Annotated in this window: 23 protein-coding genes and 1 tRNA gene; 7 read left to right on the top strand and 17 right to left on the bottom strand. The window is 55.5% G+C overall.

The window, feature by feature from the left end; genetic code table 11:
* Window positions 1-22: 22 nt before the first annotated feature.
* From ACO6EE_RS09305 to ACO6EE_RS09255, 11 genes are all read right to left on the bottom strand, one after another.
* On the bottom strand, window positions 23-505 hold the full coding sequence (locus ACO6EE_RS09305; RefSeq protein ID WP_485960751.1) for a Rha family transcriptional regulator: 483 nt from the start codon (window positions 503-505) through the stop codon (window positions 23-25).
* Between the two features lie 35 nt (window positions 506-540).
* Window positions 541-801, bottom strand: a complete 261-nt coding sequence (locus tag ACO6EE_RS09300) for a helix-turn-helix domain-containing protein (RefSeq protein ID WP_485960750.1) — start codon at window positions 799-801, stop codon at window positions 541-543.
* A gap of 11 nt (window positions 802-812) precedes the next feature.
* Window positions 813-1,013 carry a helix-turn-helix transcriptional regulator gene (locus ACO6EE_RS09295; RefSeq protein ID WP_064086185.1) on the bottom strand — a complete coding sequence of 67 codons (201 nt, stop codon included), beginning with the start codon at window positions 1,011-1,013 and terminating at the stop codon, window positions 813-815.
* A gap of 77 nt (window positions 1,014-1,090) precedes the next feature.
* On the bottom strand, window positions 1,091-2,308 hold the full coding sequence (locus ACO6EE_RS09290) for a tyrosine-type recombinase/integrase (RefSeq protein WP_485960749.1): 1,218 nt from the start codon (window positions 2,306-2,308) through the stop codon (window positions 1,091-1,093).
* Between the two features lie 223 nt (window positions 2,309-2,531).
* A tRNA-Leu gene (locus tag ACO6EE_RS09285) sits at window positions 2,532-2,617 on the bottom strand.
* Between the two features lie 20 nt (window positions 2,618-2,637).
* On the bottom strand, window positions 2,638-2,982 hold the full coding sequence (gene secG / locus ACO6EE_RS09280; RefSeq protein WP_485960748.1) for a preprotein translocase subunit SecG: 345 nt from the start codon (window positions 2,980-2,982) through the stop codon (window positions 2,638-2,640).
* A 14-nt stretch (window positions 2,983-2,996) separates the two neighbouring features.
* On the bottom strand, window positions 2,997-3,740 hold the full coding sequence (gene tpiA / locus ACO6EE_RS09275; protein WP_485960747.1) for a triose-phosphate isomerase: 744 nt from the start codon (window positions 3,738-3,740) through the stop codon (window positions 2,997-2,999).
* Window positions 3,741-3,776: 36 nt separating this feature from the next.
* Complete coding sequence (gene plsX / locus ACO6EE_RS09270; protein ID WP_485960746.1) at window positions 3,777-4,832, bottom strand: phosphate acyltransferase PlsX; 1,056 nt, start codon at window positions 4,830-4,832, stop codon at window positions 3,777-3,779.
* A 95-nt stretch (window positions 4,833-4,927) separates the two neighbouring features.
* On the bottom strand, window positions 4,928-5,461 hold the full coding sequence (locus ACO6EE_RS09265) for a phosphoribosyltransferase (RefSeq protein ID WP_485960745.1): 534 nt from the start codon (window positions 5,459-5,461) through the stop codon (window positions 4,928-4,930).
* Between the two features lie 226 nt (window positions 5,462-5,687).
* Window positions 5,688-5,867, bottom strand: a complete 180-nt coding sequence (gene rpmF / locus ACO6EE_RS09260) for a 50S ribosomal protein L32 (protein WP_003824258.1) — start codon at window positions 5,865-5,867, stop codon at window positions 5,688-5,690.
* Between the two features lie 36 nt (window positions 5,868-5,903).
* On the bottom strand, window positions 5,904-6,407 hold the full coding sequence (locus ACO6EE_RS09255) for a YceD family protein (RefSeq protein ID WP_485960744.1): 504 nt from the start codon (window positions 6,405-6,407) through the stop codon (window positions 5,904-5,906).
* 54 nt (window positions 6,408-6,461) lie between these two features.
* On the opposite strand from ACO6EE_RS09255, the gene ACO6EE_RS09250 reads away from it, so the two are divergent.
* From ACO6EE_RS09250 to ACO6EE_RS09235, 4 genes are all read left to right on the top strand, one after another.
* On the top strand, window positions 6,462-7,052 hold the full coding sequence (locus tag ACO6EE_RS09250; RefSeq protein WP_485960743.1) for a Maf family protein: 591 nt from the start codon (window positions 6,462-6,464) through the stop codon (window positions 7,050-7,052).
* 70 nt (window positions 7,053-7,122) lie between these two features.
* Window positions 7,123-7,545: a hypothetical protein gene (locus ACO6EE_RS09245; protein WP_485960742.1), complete on the top strand. Its 423-nt coding sequence runs from the start codon at window positions 7,123-7,125 to the stop codon at window positions 7,543-7,545.
* Between the two features lie 81 nt (window positions 7,546-7,626).
* Entirely contained in the window at window positions 7,627-8,370 is a 744-nt protein-coding gene (locus ACO6EE_RS09240) for an SAM-dependent methyltransferase (protein ID WP_485960741.1), read from the top strand.
* Between the two features lie 168 nt (window positions 8,371-8,538).
* Window positions 8,539-10,116, top strand: coding sequence for a glycosyltransferase family 2 protein (locus ACO6EE_RS09235; RefSeq protein WP_485960740.1), 1,578 nt, complete (start codon window positions 8,539-8,541; stop codon window positions 10,114-10,116).
* Between the two features lie 66 nt (window positions 10,117-10,182).
* Here the strand turns inward: ACO6EE_RS09235 and ACO6EE_RS09230 are convergent, their stop codons facing one another.
* The 5 genes from ACO6EE_RS09230 to ACO6EE_RS09210 form a co-directional block, all read right to left on the bottom strand.
* Window positions 10,183-10,962: an amino acid ABC transporter permease gene (locus ACO6EE_RS09230; RefSeq protein WP_485960739.1), complete on the bottom strand. Its 780-nt coding sequence runs from the start codon at window positions 10,960-10,962 to the stop codon at window positions 10,183-10,185.
* Window positions 10,963-11,278: 316 nt separating this feature from the next.
* Window positions 11,279-12,016, bottom strand: a complete 738-nt coding sequence (gene pyrF / locus ACO6EE_RS09225; RefSeq protein ID WP_485960738.1) for an orotidine-5'-phosphate decarboxylase — start codon at window positions 12,014-12,016, stop codon at window positions 11,279-11,281.
* Window positions 12,017-12,100: 84 nt separating this feature from the next.
* Window positions 12,101-12,610: a DMP19 family protein gene (locus ACO6EE_RS09220; protein ID WP_485960737.1), complete on the bottom strand. Its 510-nt coding sequence runs from the start codon at window positions 12,608-12,610 to the stop codon at window positions 12,101-12,103.
* A gap of 82 nt (window positions 12,611-12,692) precedes the next feature.
* A complete protein-coding gene (gene lapB, locus ACO6EE_RS09215) occupies window positions 12,693-13,871 on the bottom strand; it encodes a lipopolysaccharide assembly protein LapB (RefSeq protein ID WP_485960736.1) in 1,179 nt (392 codons plus the stop codon).
* A 4-nt stretch (window positions 13,872-13,875) separates the two neighbouring features.
* Window positions 13,876-14,205, bottom strand: coding sequence for a LapA family protein (locus ACO6EE_RS09210; protein ID WP_485960735.1), 330 nt, complete (start codon window positions 14,203-14,205; stop codon window positions 13,876-13,878).
* A gap of 254 nt (window positions 14,206-14,459) precedes the next feature.
* Between ACO6EE_RS09210 and ACO6EE_RS09205 the strand changes: the two genes are divergently transcribed.
* On the top strand, window positions 14,460-14,804 hold the full coding sequence (locus ACO6EE_RS09205) for a cupin domain-containing protein (RefSeq protein WP_023887160.1): 345 nt from the start codon (window positions 14,460-14,462) through the stop codon (window positions 14,802-14,804).
* Between the two features lie 410 nt (window positions 14,805-15,214).
* Complete coding sequence (locus ACO6EE_RS09200) at window positions 15,215-15,895, top strand: ACP-like domain-containing protein (protein WP_485960734.1); 681 nt, start codon at window positions 15,215-15,217, stop codon at window positions 15,893-15,895.
* 67 nt (window positions 15,896-15,962) lie between these two features.
* On the opposite strand, the gene ACO6EE_RS09195 is transcribed toward ACO6EE_RS09200, so the two are convergent.
* Window positions 15,963-17,666 (bottom strand): PBECR3 domain-containing polyvalent protein, encoded by a 1,704-nt coding sequence (locus tag ACO6EE_RS09195; protein ID WP_485960733.1) that lies wholly within the window; start codon window positions 17,664-17,666, stop codon window positions 15,963-15,965.
* Between the two features lie 146 nt (window positions 17,667-17,812).
* Between ACO6EE_RS09195 and ACO6EE_RS09190 the strand changes: the two genes are divergently transcribed.
* Window positions 17,813-18,282 (top strand): tyrosine-type recombinase/integrase (locus tag ACO6EE_RS09190; protein WP_485960732.1); only part of this gene is annotated, 470 nt, incomplete at its 3' end.

The following is an 18,282-nucleotide window of genomic DNA, read 5'->3' as shown; positions in this document are numbered from 1 at the left end:
CTGCTCCTTTTCGGGATGCTGCCTAGGCTTTCAGGGCAGCGGCGAATTTCTGATAAACGGCGGCCTGCTTGCTCGGGTTGGTTTCCAGTAAATGACGAAAAGGGCTGTATTCGTTGTCATGTACGCTTTGCAACTTTTGCGCTTGTGCAAAGGCAATAACTAGGCGGGCTTTGAAATCCACTACCCGCGCCGTATTTTTGGACAATGTGCCAATGAAATAGCATTGCGTTTCGGTTAATAACGCATAGCGCTCCGGCGTTCCCCCTCCCTGCTCCCTCTTGCCACGTGCGATTTCAAATCTCACGTGGTAAAACGGGTTGGAAGGGTTGGTGCGTTGCTCCACTTCAGCCAATTTCTCCTGATAGCGGTCGATGGTTTTCATAAAACTGCGGTGCTTGATGCCCAACAATTCGGCGATATTTCGGCTGTCTGCCCGCATTCCGTATTTGGCGGTAATGGTTACGGCTACGCCTTGGCAGGTGGTGGCAAGTTGATTTGCTTTCATGCCCTGCCTCCCAACACCAGCGAATAGCGGCCTCTCTACACGGTTTGGCCGAACTGGTTTCGCACGCGCTCCATGGTGCAGACGATATTGTGTCCTGCCTGCCGAAGCTCGCAGATGCGGGCGTTGCAGCCCATGATGCCCATTTGGTGCATATCGTAGGCGGTCAGGCTTTGCCCGCTCTGCAGGGCGGAGAGGATGCGCTGGTTTTGCGTAGGGATGGTAGAATGGCGGGTAGTGGTAATTCCCTTTGTTTGGCCGTTCGGATGCTTGGCGTTCGGGCGGTTTTTGTTTTGCATGGCCTGCCTCCCTAGCGGTTCTCGGCCAGCTTGCAGATGTAGCCGTCAATCTCGGATTGCAGCCAGCCGGTGGTATTGGCGGAAACTTTGAAGGGTTTGGGAAAGTCGGGGCGGTATAGCCGGTGCTTGGGGTTGTTCCAGTTCCAAAGGGTGGAGAGGGAAACGCCGAACAGGGCGGCGGCTTGTTTGGGGCGGATGATGCTTTGTTGCATGGTTTGATACCTCGTTAGCTGTTGTTGGATAATGCGAAGCGAAATAAAACACCAGCCCGCCTGCTGGTGTCTGGTTTTCAGGTAGCCCCATCTGTTGCAATCAAGGCTTGGGCTTGGCGGTATCGCTCCCGCAGATAGTCTGAATACCATTGCATCATCTCCCGCCGCTCGGCCAGATACTCCGCCCGGTTGTAGGCGGCTCTAATCCGGTTGCTTTCTTCATGCGCTAACTGGCGTTCTATGGCATCTGGGTTGTAGCCTTGTTCGTTCAGGATGCTGCTTGCCAAGCTGCGGAAGCCGTGCGGGGTGGCTATGCCTTTGTAGCCTAGGCGCTCAATGATGCGGGTTAGGGTGGCATCGCTGATAAAGCCGGTGGTTTTGGTGCGGCTGGGAAATAGATAGGGAGTATTGCCGGTTAAGTCGTGCAGTTCCCGCAGTAGCTCCAGCGCCCAATCGGAAAGCGGCACAGTATGGCTGCGTTTCATCTTCATGCGCTCGGCGGGAATAATCCATTGCGCCGCTGAAAAGTCCACTTCCACCCATTGCCCGCCGCGTAGTTCGGTATTGCGTACAAACACCAGCATAGTTAGCAGCAAGGCAATTTTGTTTGCCGGTTCAATATCGGCCAGTATCAGGCGGCGGTAAAACTCGGCCAGTTCTTCGCGGGGCAGGGCGGGCATGTGGCGGGTGGTCTTTTTCTCGAAGTGGCCGCGTAATGGTACGGCGGGGTTGCGGTCGGTTATCTCCAACATGGCGGCATAGGTGTACACCGCGCCTATCCGTTGCCGCACTTTCTCGGCGGTTACATTGGCGCCGCGTGCCACAATGGCGGCAAGAACATTTTTCACGTCGGAAACGCTTACTTCGGCCAGCGGTATTTGCCCAATATGGGGAAACACGTCTTTTTGCATATCGGCAAGGATGCGTTCGGCGTGAACGGGCTGCCAGCGGTGCAGGTTGTCGGCATGCCAACGGCGGGCAAGGGCTTCAAAGGTATTTAGGGCGGCGGCTTTTCGCTCTTGCTTTTCCTGTTGCTTGGCGGCGGCGGGGTCTTGCCCGTCTGACAGCAGACGGCGGGCATTTTCGGCAGCCTGCCGTGCTTCTGAAAGCGAAACGGCAGGATACTTGCCGATAGTCAGCGTTTTTTCCTTGCTGTCTATACGGTATTTCAGGCGGAAGATTTTGCCGCCTGCCGGGGTAATTTCCAGATACAGGCCACCACTGTCAAACAGCTTGGCTTTCTTTCCTGTGCCGGTAGGTTTCGCGTTCTTGATTTGGCGGTCGTTCAGGGGCATTCTGGGGGTATATTTTTGAGGGTATTTTCTGGATACCCCCAATCATACCCCCATAAAAGGGGCAATTCAATTAGACGGCATTAGACGGGATTAGCTTAGCAAGGAAAGAGAAAGGATAACTTGAATCAGCCTGAAATCCTTGCCTGTCTTGAATTTGGCTGATTGCATTGGATGGTATTAGACGTAAAAAAACAGCCCGAAAAATTGGGCTGTTTCTATTTGATGGTGCCGACAATGAGACTTGAACTCATACGACCTACGGTCACTACCCCCTCAAGATAGCGTGTCTACCAATTCCACCATGTCGGCTGAAAAATCAAAATTTGTTTTTACTCCGGAATAACCGGTTGGCTGGCTGCTGCGGGTTGCGAATCGGCCGGAGCGTGATGCTGTGCAGCAGCAGGTGTATCCAAACCCAGTTTGTTACCGCTGCCCTGCTTGGATGAAATGATGCTGAGTGCTAAGCAGCAGCAGAAAAATACAGTGGCGGCGATAGCGGTGCTGCGGCTGAGGAAGTTGGCGCTGCCGGCAGAACCGAATACGCCTTGCGCACTACCAGTGCCAAAAGCGGCACCGGCATCAGCACCCTTGCCCTGCTGCATCAGTACCAGACCAATGACAGCAATCGAGGCAAAGCCACCGATAATCATAATAAGGGTTTTGAAAGCTTCCATGTTTGTTTCGCTATTTATTGTTTTGCTGCGGCTTGAACGATGGCGGCAAAACTGTCGGCCTGCAAGGATGCTCCACCGACTAAGGCACCGTCTACATTTGGCAGGGTCAGGATGGTTTGTGCATTTTGTGCATTGACACTGCCGCCGTAAAGAGCGCGGATATTAGCACTCTTGTTGGCGAAAGACAAGAGTTCTGCGTAAATAAAAGCGTGCATATCGGCAATTTGTTCGGGGGAAGCCACTTGCCCGGTACCGATGGCCCATACCGGTTCGTAGGCAACGGCAATGTGAGGCATGGCTTTGCCGCGCAATACGGAGAGTTGTTCGGCCACTACAGCTTGCTCCTGCGCAGCTTGGCGTTGGGCTAGGGTTTCGCCTACACACAGAATCGGGGTGAGGCCGGCTGCCAAGGCATTGTCTAATTTGACGGAGAGGGTTTCGTTGTTTTCGCCGAAATATTGGCGGCGTTCAGAGTGACCGAGCAGAACGAATTGTGCACCAAGGTCGGCCAGCATGGCAGCGGAAGTTTCGCCGGTGAACGCGCCGTCTTTATCGAAGCGGCTCACATCTTGCGCGCCGACTGGCAGAGCGGGCGCAGCTTGTTTTAAATCGAGTAGATAGGGCAGGGGGGCGGCAATGCCGGTACAGACGTTTTCAGGTAGCCTTTGTGTCGTCCAAGCTTGGGCAAATGCTGCTGTTGAGCTGCGGCGGCCGTTCATTTTCCAGTTACCAATAATCCAAGGTTGTTGCCAATTCATGCTGTGCCGTCCTTTCGGTTGTGGGATGGTCGGGGCTTATTCTGCGGGGTTAGTTACGGTTTGGGTTTGTTCTGCCGCGGCAGTCAGGCGTGCCATTTGGGTGGCGATGCCTTGTTCGATTTTGGCCATGGAGCCGGATTCGACTTCGTGGTAGGCCTCGAGCAGGGCGTATTTGAAGGCTTCTACGTCTGCGCCGCCGTGGCTTTTGATTACGATACCGCGCAGGCCGAGGAAGATGGCGCCGTTAAACTTGCGCGGGTCGAGGCGATTTTTGAAGCCGCGCAGGGTGGGCAGTGCCAGCAGGGCGGCCAGTTTGTTCAGCCAGTTGCGGCTGAACTCTTCGCGGATAATGCCGCCAATGAATTTAACCGCTCCTTCAATGGCTTTTAGTACGGCATTGCCGGTAAAGCCGTCGGCCACCACAACGTCGACTTCGCCACTGAACACGGCGTTGCCTTCCACATTGCCGACAAAATTCAGCGGGCTTTGTTGCAACAGGTGGTGTGCTTCTTTAATTACGCTACCGCCTTTGATGTCTTCAGTGCCGACATTCAGCAGGCCGATACGCGGTTGGCTGTTGCGCGGATACATGGCGCCGAACAGCTCGCCACCCATCACGGCAAATTGCAGCAGCTGGGCGGCAGAGCAATCCACGTTGGCACCCAAATCCAGCATCAGGGCGAGACCGCCGCCTTTGGAGGGCATAAATTTGGCAATCGCCGGCCGATCGATGCCGGGTAGGGTTTTGAGCACGAAGCGGGCGGTAGCCATGAGGGCACCAGTATTGCCAGCCGATACGGCGGCCTGCGCTGCCCCTTCTTTCACCTGGCTGATGGCCACGCGCATGGAGGAGTTTTTTTTGTTTTTCAAGGCCGACTGTGGGGCTTCGTCCATGCCCACCACTTCGCTGGCATGTATGATTTGCAGCCGCTCGTGTGAAGCGTGTTCGCCCAGTGCGCTGCGGACGGCTTCTTCATCGCCTACCAGAATGAGTTTGACATCGGTTTTTTCTTGTAGGAAGGCCAAGGCTGCCGGAATGGTAACTGTAAGGCCGGCATCGCCACCCATGGCGTCTATGGCTAAAGTAATCATTTGATTCTGCGTTTCCGTTGTGTTCCGTTGCCGTGCCATGAGGCTACCTGAAAAATAGAATGGAGTAGCGGCGGACGGATGGTTTCAGGTAGCCCTTAGGGCAGTTGCGGTTTTTGGGCGGCCAGTGCGTTGTGTTCGGTGATGTCGTCGGCATCCCAGGGGTAGTTGATCCACCAATCGGGCGTAACCAGACTACTGAAATAGGCGATATCTGGCGGGAGGATGCCTTTTTTTGCTTTGATTTTTTCGTGCAATACAGCCACGCCTAATGAGGCAAAGTCTTCTTGTTGCAGCTGTTCGAGGCAGAATTGCAGGGTAACGCGGCTGTCGTCCACTTCGTCTACCACCAAAACGTGTTTGCCTTTCAGGCTCTCCGGCATGGGGTCGAGCCATTGGACTTTCTGCACGGAATCACGAGTGGTGTGGCCCTGGTCGTTGCAGTAATAGGCGGTGGTGATGGCGTAGATCGGAATATTGAGGAAGCTGCGCAGTATCCGCGCGGGGATAAAACCGCCGCCGCCGATGGCGATCATCGCATCGTAGCAGGTGCCGGACGCTTGGATTTTTTGTGCCAACTGGCGGATGGCTTGATGAATTTCGTCGTAGGTATACCAAATTTTTTCCGACATTTTCAATCCTTTGTTGGGTCGGCGCAGCGCGGGCTGTCGTTGTTGAGGCGTCTGCGTAACGGCAGATTGTAAACAGCTGCTGAATGGAGGGCAACTCATCGGCAAGGCTGGAGCCGTTTCAGGCTACCTGAAACTTCAGCTTGATTGGCTGCCCTATGTTTGCAATGCAAAAAAGCCAGTAATTGCTAAGGGCAATCTGCTGGCTTGGAATCGGCCTATGGCTGATTTACTCGTCTTTGGCCTTCACCACTTTACGGCCACGGTACATGCCGTTGGCGGAAATGTGGTGCGGGCGGTGTACTTCACCGGTGGCGCTGTCTACAGACAGAGCGGGAGCAGTCAGCGCGTCGTGGGCGCGGTGCATGCCGCGGCGAGAGGGGGATTTTTTGTTTTGTTGAACAGCCATGTTGCAAACTCCTGAGGATAAACCTGAATAAAATAATTAACGACCACTTTTCAACGCCGCCAAAGCAGCAAACGGATTGGGGCGATCTTGATTGACGGCATCGAGCTGATCGGAATGACAGCTTTCGTGGCAGGGTGCATACGGCAGCGCCATCAAAATCTGCTCTTCCACCAGCGTGCCTGCATCCAACTGTGCTTCCGGCAACATGCCTTCGAGCTCTTCTTCGGCCGCCATGGCTTCATCCAGCGCTTCTTCACTGTCGAACAAAACGATACGTGCCTGTTCGTTTAAAGCAAAGGGCAGCGGCTGCATGCAGCGTTGGCAAACCAACGACAACTGCGCTGAAACCGACAAGTCCAAATACAGGCGTCGCCGTTTATCGCAGCCGCCCTGTAAGGCAAAAGACACCGGCGTTTGCCGTTCGGCCAAAAACTCGTGCCGGCTTACGCGCTCGTCCATCTCGCTCAGCCGAATTTGGCCGGCCAGATGCTGCGCCTGCTCGGCCAGCGCTTTCGGATCAATCAAAATAGGGTCTGACATAAACGCGTCATGATATAATCAGCCGCCTGAAACGTCAATATTTTAATACGGTTTATGAACACAGTCCTGCCGATTGTCCTCGCTTCTTCTTCGCTATTTCGACAGCAGCAGCTGGCCAAACTAGGCCTGCAATTTACCACTGCCGCGCCTGATTGCGATGAAACGCCGCTGCCCGGAGAAACACCCCGCCAAACTGCCCAACGCTTGGCCGAAGCCAAAGCCCGCGCACTGGCCGTGCGTTTCCCGCGGCATTTGATTATCGGAGCCGACCAAGTGGCCTGCTGCAACGGGCGGCAGTTGGGCAAGCCGATGGACGTGGCGAAAGCACAACAAATGCTGGCTGAAACCGCCGGGCAAGAGCTGCATTTTTACAGCGCATTGTGTGTGCTCAATACGTTTTCAGGTAGCCTGCACCGCCATGTGGACACCACCGCGGTGAAGATGCGCCCGCTTACCGCGCAGCAAATTGCCCGTTATCTGGAGCGCGAACCGGATGCGGTTTATTGCGCCGGCGGCGCGAAAAGCGAAGGTTTGGGCGGCGCACTGATTGAACGCATCGACAGCAGTGATCCCAATGCCCTCATCGGCCTGCCGATTTTCCGGCTGATTGATTTTTTGCAGGCTGAAGGGGTGGCGGTTTTGTGAGCTTGAGGCTACCTGAAATTTTAGCTTCAATGGATTGGCAGAAACTTTATCGGTTGCAGAGTGTAGTGGCATGATGGATAAGGTAGAGAAGTTATTTTCCGGTGCATATGTAGAGTTTTTAGCACGGTATCCAAAAGGCTTGGATGATGCCAAATTTCAGCCTGCCAATAAAACAGATAACGATGAATATTTGTTTGGCTCGGTATGGGATGGCAATACTATATTCCAACAAGATTTTTCCGATTCTCCTAATTATCTGATGCCTTCCGTTATTGCCGATCATTTGGCATGCAACGAGGTAGATATCTGCTTTAATGCACCTGATGTGTTTTCACTGAATGAAGTAAGAAATATGCATGCTTTTGGCCAGTGCGATACAGGATTTATTAGTTTCAACCCGGCCGATAGCTCAGTGTGTATTGTTTATGCCGATGGTTTTATAGCCAGAATAGCCAACTCTTTTGATGAATTTATTTTAAGCCTGCATGAATAGGCGAACTCTGAAAAACCACCAAATTTTAACTGCGTTGAAGCTTTGCTTTCAGGTAGCCTTTTCTAAACCAGCAACAAAACTATGCAACCCACTTTATTCCTTATCCCCACCCCGCTGGGCAGCCCGGATACCCCCTGCCTGCTGCCGCACGAGCAAACGCTGCTGGCCGGCCTCACCGATTTCGTGGTTGAAGGCGAGAAAACCGCCCGCGCCTGCCTGCGCCATTTCGGTTTGAACGCTCCGCTGCAAGAGCTGAGCCTGCGCACGTTAAACAAGCACACCGAGCCTGTCGAATTGCCCGATTTGCTGCAACCGCTGCGCCAAGGCCGCAGTATGGGTTTGCTCAGTGAAGCCGGTTGCCCCGCGGTGGCCGACCCCGGCGCGGTGCTGGTGGCGCTGGCGCATCGCGCCGGATTTGTCGTATGGCCGCTGGTGGGGCCGTCCAGCCTGATGCTTGCCCTGATGGCTTCTGGCGCCAACGGCCAGCAGTTTGCCTTTCGCGGCTATCTGCCTGCCGATTCTGCCAGGCGGGCAGGCTACCTGAAAACCATCGAGCAGGATTCGCAGCGCCGCAACGAAAGCCAAATCTTCATCGAAACCCCCTACCGCAACAACGCCCTGCTGGCCGATGCCGTAGCCACGCTGCAAGCCGATACCCTGCTGTGCGCCGCCAGCAACCTTACCCTGCCGGAACAGCGCATCATCAGCATGACGGCGGGGGAGTGGCGCAAGCAGCCGCAACTGCCCGACCTGCACAAGCAGCCGACCGTATTTGTGGTTTATGCTGCCGGCCAAACGCCTGCACCTGTCCGTAAACGGCGTTAGAGGCTACCTGAAACCTTGGCTCGGCTGTTTTCAGAAGCCTTGGTTTGAGCGAAGTGCCATTTTGCTTGTTTTAGCTTCGCAGAAACTCACTTCATTTGTTTTAACTGCGTTGAAGCTTCGCTTTCAGGTAGCCTTTGCCATCCAATCGCATTCAATAGAGGAGGCTTTATGACCCCTATTCCCGTGAGCATCACCATGCTGGTGAAAAACGCCGAGCGGCACTTGGAAGCCTGCCTGGCCGCGCTGGCCGTGTTTGACGAAATCATCGTGCTCGACAACGGCTCCACCGACCGCACGCTCGACATTGCCCGCCGCTTTCCCAATGTGGCCGTGCATCATCACGACTTTATCGGCTTCGGCCCGATGAAAAACCTGGCCGCCGGTTTGGCACGCAACGATTGGGTGCTCAATATCGACAGCGACGAAATCCTGCCGCCCGAGCAAGTGGAAGCCATCCGAGCGCTGGACTGGAGCGACAGCAGCAAAATCTACGCCCTGCCGCGCCTCAACCACTATCGCGGCCGCCCCATCAAAAGCTGCGGCTGGTATCCGGATTGGGTGAAACGCCTCTACCAGCGCCAAACCGTGCGCTTCAACGACAACCAAGTGCACGAATCCCTAATCGAACCGGCCGACAGCAGCGTGGTGAGCCTACCTGAAAAACATCCGCTCCTGCATTACTCGTTTGACGGCGCCGCCGCCCTCATCAGCAAAATGCAGCACTACACCGATTTGTTTGCCGCACAGCAGCAATTCAAACGGCGCGCTTCGGTGCTCGGCGCAGTAGGGCACGGCGCGGCGGCGTTTTTCAAAAACTATATTTTGAAACGCGGCATGTTTGACGGCGGCGACGGCTGGACGATTGCCTTTGCCAACGCCAGCGGCGCCTACTACAAATACATCAAGCTGCACGAGGCCAACCAGCGGCTCACCGTGTCGCTCATCATCACCACGTACAACCGCCCCGACGCGCTGGAAGCCGTGCTGCGTTCGGTGCTGGCGCAGCGCGTGCTGCCGCAGGAAGTGATTGTGGCCGACGATGGCTCGCGCGACGATACCCGTGCCGTGGTCGAACGCTATCGGACGCAGTTCCCGGTGCCGCTATTGCACGCCTGGCAGCCAGACGACGGCTTCCGCCTGGCCGAATCGCGCAACCGCGCACTGGCGCAGGCGGGCAGCGACTATATCGTGATTGTCGACGGCGATATGGTGCTGCATCCCGAATTTATCGCCGACCACAAACACGCCGCGAAAAAAGGCCTGTTTGTGCAGGGTAGCCGCGTGATCCTCACGCCGGAGAAAACCAACGAGCTGCTGGCCAATCCTGCCAGCTACCGCGTGCTCAAATGGTATGAAAAGGGCTTGGAAAAACGTTTTGAAAAACGCTTCTCCGCCTGCCGCCTACCGTGGCTTTCCCAGCGCATCCTGTGCCGCGAAACCCGCGACGATTTTCACGGCATCCGCGGCTGCAATATGGCTTTCTTTCGTGAAGACGCCCTGAAAATCAACGGCTTCAACAGCGATTTTGTCGGCTGGGGGCGTGAAGACAGCGAATTTGTCGCCCGCTTTTTCAACAACGGCGGCCAACGCGCCAACCTGAAATTCGCTGCCGTGGCCTACCATCTTTACCACCCCGAAGCCGAACGCGCCGCCCTGCCGGAAAACGACCGCCTGCTGGCCGCTGCTCAGGAGCAGAAGCTGGTGTGGTGTGAAAATGGCGTGGATCGGTTTTTGCCCGCAGAGTAAGCGCTGCAAATGATAAAAAGGCTACCTGATTGTTCAGGTAGCCTTTTGGCTAGTTGAAGCAAGCGGTTAGCGGTTGCCGTCGGTATTGTATTTTTTCTCCAAGCGGGCGAAGAACCAAGCCAGCGCCATGGTAAGCATCAGGTAAACCAAGGCGATGAAGTAATATGGCTCTTCATACACATAATAGCGGCCGGCCGCGCTCTTGGCGACATAGGTGAGCTCGGCTACGGCGATGGTGGCCAAAAGCGAGCTGTCTTTGAGCAGGGTAATGAATTCGTTGCCCAATGGGCCGAGCATGCGGCGCAGGGTTTGCGGCAGGATGATGTAGCGCATGGCTTGGCCGTAGCTCAAGCCGAGCGAGCGGGCGGCTTCCATTTGGCCGCGGTCGATGGATTTGATGCCGGAGCGGAACACTTCGGTGATGTAGGCGCCGGAGTTGAAGGAGAGTGCCAAGACACCGGCCACCAGCGGGGCATAGTTTTGGCGCAGGTAAACAGCCAAATCGCCGCTGATCAGCAGGCCGTTTTGCTGGTGCACCAAAAGGGGCGACCACACGTTGTGCCAAATAAAAATCTGCACCAGCATCGGTGTGCCGCGGAATAGGGTAACGTAGAGGCGCGAGCATTGTTGCAGCAGCCACAGCAGGCCTTTGGTAACGATGTTGCCTTTTTCGATTCGAATCACGCGGACCAGGGCATTGCACAACCCCAGAATCATGCCGAAAAAGGTGGCGGCAGCGGCGATGCCGATGGTGGCCAGCACGCCGAAGAAAAACATTTGGCGATATTCGTAGATAATCGGAAAATGTTGGGAAAACAGTTGAATAAGGCCGGTTTCGCTATTCATGGAAATCTTAGCTCAGTTGCAGAATTGTTTACGGATTTTGACGAAATAAGGGGCGGATTGTACAAGAAAACGGCTGGCTTGTCAGTTGGCGGCAAGTGGCCGGAAAAGGGGATGGTGGGCGGCAAAATGAATATAGTGGATTAAAATAAGAATGCTACTGCGTTGGCTCGCCTTGCCGTATTGCTCATACTGTCTGCGGCTCGCCGCCTTGTCCCATTCTTATTTTAATCCACTATAAAGGCTACCTGAAAACGAAGCTTCAATGCAGTTAAAACGAATGAAGCGGGGTTTCAGGTAGCCTAATTATATTGGCTGCTTAACCGGCAGGGTTGGCCAGACGGTTGATTTCGGCCAGCACGGCTGCGGGGTCGGGCGCTTGGGTGATGGGGCGGCCCATCACGAGGTAGCTGCTGCCGGCGGCGAGGGCTTGGGCGGGGGGCATGATGCGGCGTTGGTCGTCTTGGTTGCCGCCGGGGTTGGGGCGGATGCCGGGCGTAACCAGCACAAATTCGCTGCCGCGCTGCTGGCGCAGGGTGGCGGCTTCGTGCGGGGAGCAAACTACGCCGTCGAGGCCGGATTGCTGCGCCAGGGCGGCCCAGCGGGATGCCCAATCGGCAATGGGGGCGGTGAGGCCGAGTTCGTTGAGGTCGGCCTGCTCCATACTGGTGAGGATGGTGACGCCGATGAGCAGGGGGCGTTGTCGGTGGTTGGCCACGGCTTCGGCAGCGGCTTCCATCATTCGGCGGCCGCCGGCGGTGTGCATATCCACCATCCACACACCCATATCGGCGGCCACGCGGCAGGCGGCGGCCACGGTGTTGGGGATATCGTGGTATTTGAGGTCGAGGAAGAGCTGGAAGCCTTGGTTGATCAGGGCTTCGGCCAGGCGGCGGCCGGTGGCGGTAAACAGTTCTTTGCCGATTTTGAGGCGGCACAAATCGGGGCTTAAGCGACGCACGAAGGCGAGGGTGTCGGCTTCGTTGGCAAAATCGAGGGCAACGATAACGGGGGTTCGGCGGGTGGGTGCGGCGGAGTCGAGGATGAGGGGATTCATGGGATGAGAGCAGATGGGGTTGAAATGGAAAAAGGCTACCTGAAAGCCGTGTTGCTAAGGAATGGGTTTCAGGTAGCCTTTAATTTAAGCATCAAGCGGGGGCATGGGGCTACCGCTTTCGCCTGCGGCGGCGGTGAGCTCGGCGAATTCTGCTGGATGGCGGCGGATATAGGGGCAGACGGTGCAGAAATCGTCTTCCGATACCAGGCAGTAGTCGGCATCTAGCTCGTCGAACTGGGGGAATTGCGTGCGCAACTCTTCAATGCTGCTGCCGTTTTGAGCGGCGGCTTGGATGGCGGCTCTGTGCTGTTGGTAAAGGGCACGGGCGCGGTCGATGATATCGGGGGTGTCGCAAACGCCCCATTGGCGCAGGTATTCGGCGGTTTCGGGGGCGAGGGCATGTTCGCCCCGGCCATCGGCAATCAGCAGCACAAAGCCATCATCTTCCATCAGAAGGTCGAGGCTGAGGTAGGCGAGCAGGGCGTGTTGGGCGCCGCTGTAGCGTTCGATAAAACGGTCGCTGTGGCGGATGCGGTGTGTCCACACGTGGAGCATGCGGTACATTTGGTTGATGGTCATCATATTATTGGACATTTTATTTCTCCTTTAGAACTAAACTACGATGGAACTAAACTACGGTACTGCGGTGAAACTAAACTACGGTACTACGATGAAACTAAACTTCAATTTTGTTGGGTGCAAAGGTCTCCCATTTGTTGCAGGCAGGGCAGTGCCAGAAGAACACTTGCGATTTGAAATGACAGTGGCGACAGCGGTACATCACGTTTTTCTGCAGGGTGCGCCCGATTACGCCGCGCATCATGTCGGCATCGCTTTTCCAAGCAGGATCGAGGTTGCTCAGGCGCAGGCCGAGCAGGCGGTATACACCGCCGAGGTCGGGCTTTTGGCGCACGAGTTCTACGGCGATTTCGGCTGCTTTTTCTTCGCCGTAGAGCAGCAACGATTTTTCGTAAACCACGTTGATCAAATCAAGCTGGGGAAAGGTTTTCAGGTAGCCTGTGAGCACGGCGAGGCCGGCGGCGGCTTCACCTTGGGCGTCGTAGGCATCATACAGTTTTTCGCCCACCATGCTTAAGTAGGCATGGTTTTGTTTTTCGATGGCGGTGTAGGCGGCCACGGCGGCGGGGTAGTTGCCCAGTTTTTGCTCCAAATCGCCAAGAATCATGTTGGCGCGGGCGCATTTGCGGTTGGCGTCCAGCGCTTTGGCGATGTCGGCGCGGGCTTGCTCGAAGTCGGATTTAAACAGGGCGGCCTGCGCCAGCTCGCAGTAGAATTGGGCGATTTCGAAACGGTAGGTTTGTTCGTCGTGGCTGAGCAGTTGGGCAGTGTCGATGGCTTTGGCCCAGTCGCGGTCTTGCTGGTAGATGTTCAGCAGCACCTGGCGGGCTTGGGTGGCCACATTGCTTTGCTGTAAGCCGAGGAAAATCTGCTCGGCGCGGTCTACCAGGCCGGCACTTTGGTAGTCTTGCCCGAGCTCAAACAGCACTTGGTTGCGCCTTTCGCCCACGGTTTCGGGCGCTTCGAGCAGGGCCTGGTGCAGGCGGATGGCTTTGTCGTTTTCGCCGCGTTGGCGGTAGAGTTTGCCTAGTGTGAGGTGCAGCTCGTAGGTGTTGTCGCCGGAGGGCAGCAGGTCGGTCATGTCGGCCAGGTGGCGGGCGGCGCTGCCAAGATTGCGGTCTACCAGGGCATCCAGGCTGGCGTAAAACGCGGCGGGCACGGATTTGGCCTGCTTGAGCACGGCTTTCATGTCTACCCGGGCGGCAAACCAGCCCATGGCAAAGAAGACGGGCAGCAGGATAATCGGGGTGAGCCACCACCAAATATTGCCGTCCATGCGCCTATTCCTTTACCGGTGCGGCGTCGGGCACAGGCTGGGCGGCATCGGCGGGTGCGGGCGTTTGCAGCTGCTCCTGGGCGATGCGGGCGTTTTTACGCACTTCGTTGCGCAGGCGGTTGTTTTCATGGCGCAAAGCGAGCAGGCGGCCAAACATGGAAAATACGCCGAACACCGCGCCGATAACGAAAAACGCCAAGAGCAGCAGAATCAGCGGCAGGCTGATTTCGCTGCCGGGCAGATAGCTGAAGTTGACGAGATGGGTGTTGAATGCGGCTAAAACGATAAAAACCGCCAAAAGCAGCAGTTTGATAATGAGCGAAAACAGTTTCATGAGGCTGGGCCTTTCGTTTTGCGGGCGGGAATGGATATCAATGGCGAAGTGTAAACTATTTGGGGGGTTTCAGGTAGCCTGCCGGGCAGCGGGAGGCTACCTGAAAATATGTTATGATGGTTTCAGCTTATTAAGTTTGCTGCCAGCTAGCCTGTATTCATCGGCTAACCATTTCAAACAATAATAAAATATCTAATCAAACCCTGCCAGCCGGATTTTTCCTCCCACCCGTTAACAAATAAAGGAGCAATCTGATGTCTGCAACTGCTGTTACCCCCGTATCCGAATCCCTATTCAAACTCGGCCTGAACCAGGCGCTGCCCGTGAGCGAGCAGGCCACCACTTCGCGCACCGTGCTGAATAACGACTTGCTGCGCGTGGTGGCTTTCACGCTGGATGCCGGTCAAGTGCTCACCGAGCACACCTCCACCAAGGCTGTGGTGGTGATCCTGCTGGAAGGCGAGATGGATTTTTCCATCGGCGCGCGCCACGAAATCCTGCATGCTGGCGATGTGGTGTATCTTGCCCCAAACGAGCGCCATGCGCTGAGCGCCGTGAGCGCCTGCCGGATGCAGCTGGTGATGGTGAACGTGGATTGAGCTTGGATAAAGTAGCAGGCACGGTATGCCGAACCGCGTTTGTTTTGTTGAGACTACCTGAAAATAAAATGGCGGCTGGATAAGGCTGTTTTCAGGTAGCCTTTACTTCTGATTGCAGACTACCTGAAACATGATTTGCCTATACAGCCGCTACAAACTTTAACCTAGGGCTAACCGTAGCTTAAGAAAACGGTCTGTTACAATGCACTCGTTGTTCTGCATTGGGTTTTGGCCGCGCAAAAGGCCAATCCGCCTAGAGAACGCCAATTATAGTGAATTAAATTTAAACCAGTACAGCGTTGGCTCGCCTTGCCGTACTATTTGTACTGTCTGCGGCTCGCCGCCTTGTCCTGATTTAAATTTAATCCACTATACATTCCAACTACATTCCAAATGAAGGGAGTTTGAAAATGAAATTTTGGCAATCAACTGCATTAGCTGCTTTGGCTGTGGGCATCGCTGCTCCGGCATTCGCTGCCGGCGGCACTGTGTCTTATGTCTGCCAACAAGGCAAGCAGGTGGATGTGAGCTATCAGTTCAACAGCCGCGGCAAACCCGTATCTGCCCGCGCCCGCCTCAGCGGCAGCAACCGCAACATGACTTTCGATGCGCGCCACTCCGACAGCACCGGCACTGCGTTTAAAGACCGCGCCGGCTACAACCTGACCGGCCCGGCGCTCACCGCCCGTAACTACCGCACTGAAGAAGGCATCAGCATCCTCTCGCCGCGCAGCGAATTCCTGTATAAAGACTGTAATCCGCGCCAAAACGAGCCTGCCCGCCAAGCTCCGCCCGCCGCCGCCCGCAGTGGCAGCGTGGCCTATGTTTGCCAGCAAGGCCGCCGCGTGAACGTGAATTATCACTTCAACTCTGCCGGTGTGCCCACCAGCGCCGAACTGCGTGTGAACAACCGCAATCTGCGCCTGCCGTACAACCTGTCGGCCTCCGACAATGTGGACACCGTATTTAGCGCCAACGGCTACCGCCTGACCACCAATGCCATGGATTCGGCCAACTACCGCAGCCAAGACATCATCGTGAGCGCGCCCAACGGCCAGATGCTGTATAAGGATTGTTCGCCCGCCCGTTAATCGGAGTGGCGGATAAGCAAACAGGCACAACTTTGCGGTTGTGCCTGTTTTGTTTGGCTATGGTGTTTCAGGTAGCCTTTGGGGGCTCAATGATGGCCAGCAGCTTTTCTGCCAAATTGATTTGTGCGGAATCGGTAAAGCGGATGCTCAAGCCCTCGGCTAGGTCGTTGACCACGATAAAATCGTTGTCTTGAAACGTGAGCGTCCACATATCCGCATTCGGTGCTATGGCGTAAGCGTCCTCCCCACCGTATTTTTGCGCTGTTTCTTCAAACTGTTGCATCTCTACCGTCTGCTCCGCAGATTGATACAATGCTCCTTGATTAGCCTCTGAATCAAGGGTAGAATTTCCTGTGTGGGAAATGCCTCCTCCCGCTACGGGCGTTAGGTTTAACAAGGACGCAGCATGTTCCAACTTGTTGTGGGCATTGGCCGTTGGAGGAAACTTCCACAAAGAAACGGTGCGCAAGTCGCGCCGTTTTTTGCTGCTCTCCGCCATATAAAGCAGCACACCGTCATTAAATGATTTAACAAAAACAAATCGCTTGTTATTCGTGCCGGGGATATCCCTGAAACGAACATCGTCATAATCCTGCACAATATCGCCGATTCTGGCGATGTCATCTTCTAAAATCGGAAGCTGCCCGCGGGCGATCTCCTTTGCGCTGTTGCCATGTTGGGTGCGGATATGGTGTACCGCCGAGCGGTCGAAGGAAAGCGAGAATCCGGCTAATTCCGGAAAATCGTTCTCCAGCTTGGGGTGCTGGTCAGTTAAAAAAGCTGCCTGTGCTTTACTGGTGCCGTTCCACAGATTTCTAAACTCCATATCTGTTTCAGCATGCACCCAGCCTTTCGGCGGCGCAGAAGCCAGTGCCTGGTTCAACGCCGGCGCATTACCAATATCGCCTACGATATTCAGCTTGTGCGCCTGCCACATTTCAGGGATAGGGATGCCCAAGCGCTGCGCCTGCGTGGCCACATAGCTGCTAACCAATGCCGCATAGTTCTGATTGGCCTTGCGGTCGAACTGCCCAACCTGTTCCAGCTGGTCGGTCACTTCCTGTTCCACCGCCTGCCGTTCGGCCTGTGCCTGCTGTTGTGCCGCGCGTTCCTGTTGCCGCGCCTGTGCTTCCAGTTCTTGCTGGCCTTCCGCTTGGGCGGCCGCTTTCTGCTCTGCCGCTTCCGCCAGCGATACCCCGTCCGGTTCGAAGCGGGCAATCTGGCGCAATGGGGCAGCCAACTCTTTATTGGGAGAAATCAGCGATACCCATTCATTCTGCGGCACTTGAATATCCCCGCCTTGTTGCAAGGCTTGGGCATACTGGGCGGCGATACTGGGCGAAGCCTTGGCCGCCGCCTCTGCCAAACCGGATTGGTTCAATGCCTGTGCATCCAAATACAAATGGTGTTTATCGCCCACCACCTCATCCACTACTTCGCTAAAGGTTACCGGATCACGCTGCGCCAACTTGGATTGCTGTGCCGCCTGGTCGATTTCCGCTTGCACCTGCGCCGCTGCTTCGGCTCGTGCTTCACGCGCCATCGCCCGTGCTTCGCGGGTGTTACCCAATACCTCGACAGGGCCGGTGGCGAATTCAGCAAAGCCTTCCAACCGACCGACAACTCGCGCAAGAGTTGCACGATAAACTGAAGCACGAGCTTTGGCGGCAAGAGAAACTAGGGGAGAAACCGCAGCACTTATGGGATGAAGCCTGCATCCGCTGGATACAAGAAAACCAAGGCAAGAAAAGCCTGTCAGACGACAAAACAAAGATAAGGCTGCTAACCGAACTGCGCGGCCTGCCACTTGAGATGCTAACCCGCGACCTAATCCATAGCGTAGTGAATAAGCGACCGGGAACAGGCAGCACTAAGAACAGACACTTTGCCCTGATACGCGCCATCCTGAATAAATGCGTGAACGAATGGGACTGGCTAGACAAAGCCCCCAAGCTCAAGCTTCACAAAGAGCCCAAGAAACGCATCAGATGGCTGTATCCCGAAGAAGCACAGCGCCTAGTTAATGCCTTGGCACACCTGCCCTATATGCAGCATCTGGTTATCTTCTCGCTCGCTACCGGATTGAGGCAAGCCAACGTGCTTAATCTCAAATGGGAGCAGATAGACCTTAACCGGCAGGTGGCTTGGATATATCCCGACCAAGCTAAAGCGGGCAGGGCAATCGGCGTGCCGCTCAATCACACCGCCATGCAAGTATTGATGGGGCGACCAAGGGTAAGCGATTATGTGTTTACCAACACACGCGGCGGCAGAGTTCAAGAGGTCAGCACTAGGGTATGGCGCGAAGCGTTGGAGAAAGCTGGGATAGAAGATTTCGGCATAAGTAACAAAAAAGGTGCTAAAGCCCCCCCGCAAGCCTTATCCTG

The sequence above is a fragment of the Eikenella sp. genome (assembly GCF_057315495.1).
Note: the sequence above shows the minus strand (reverse complement) of the source record. Positions and strands in the feature narration are given on the sequence as shown.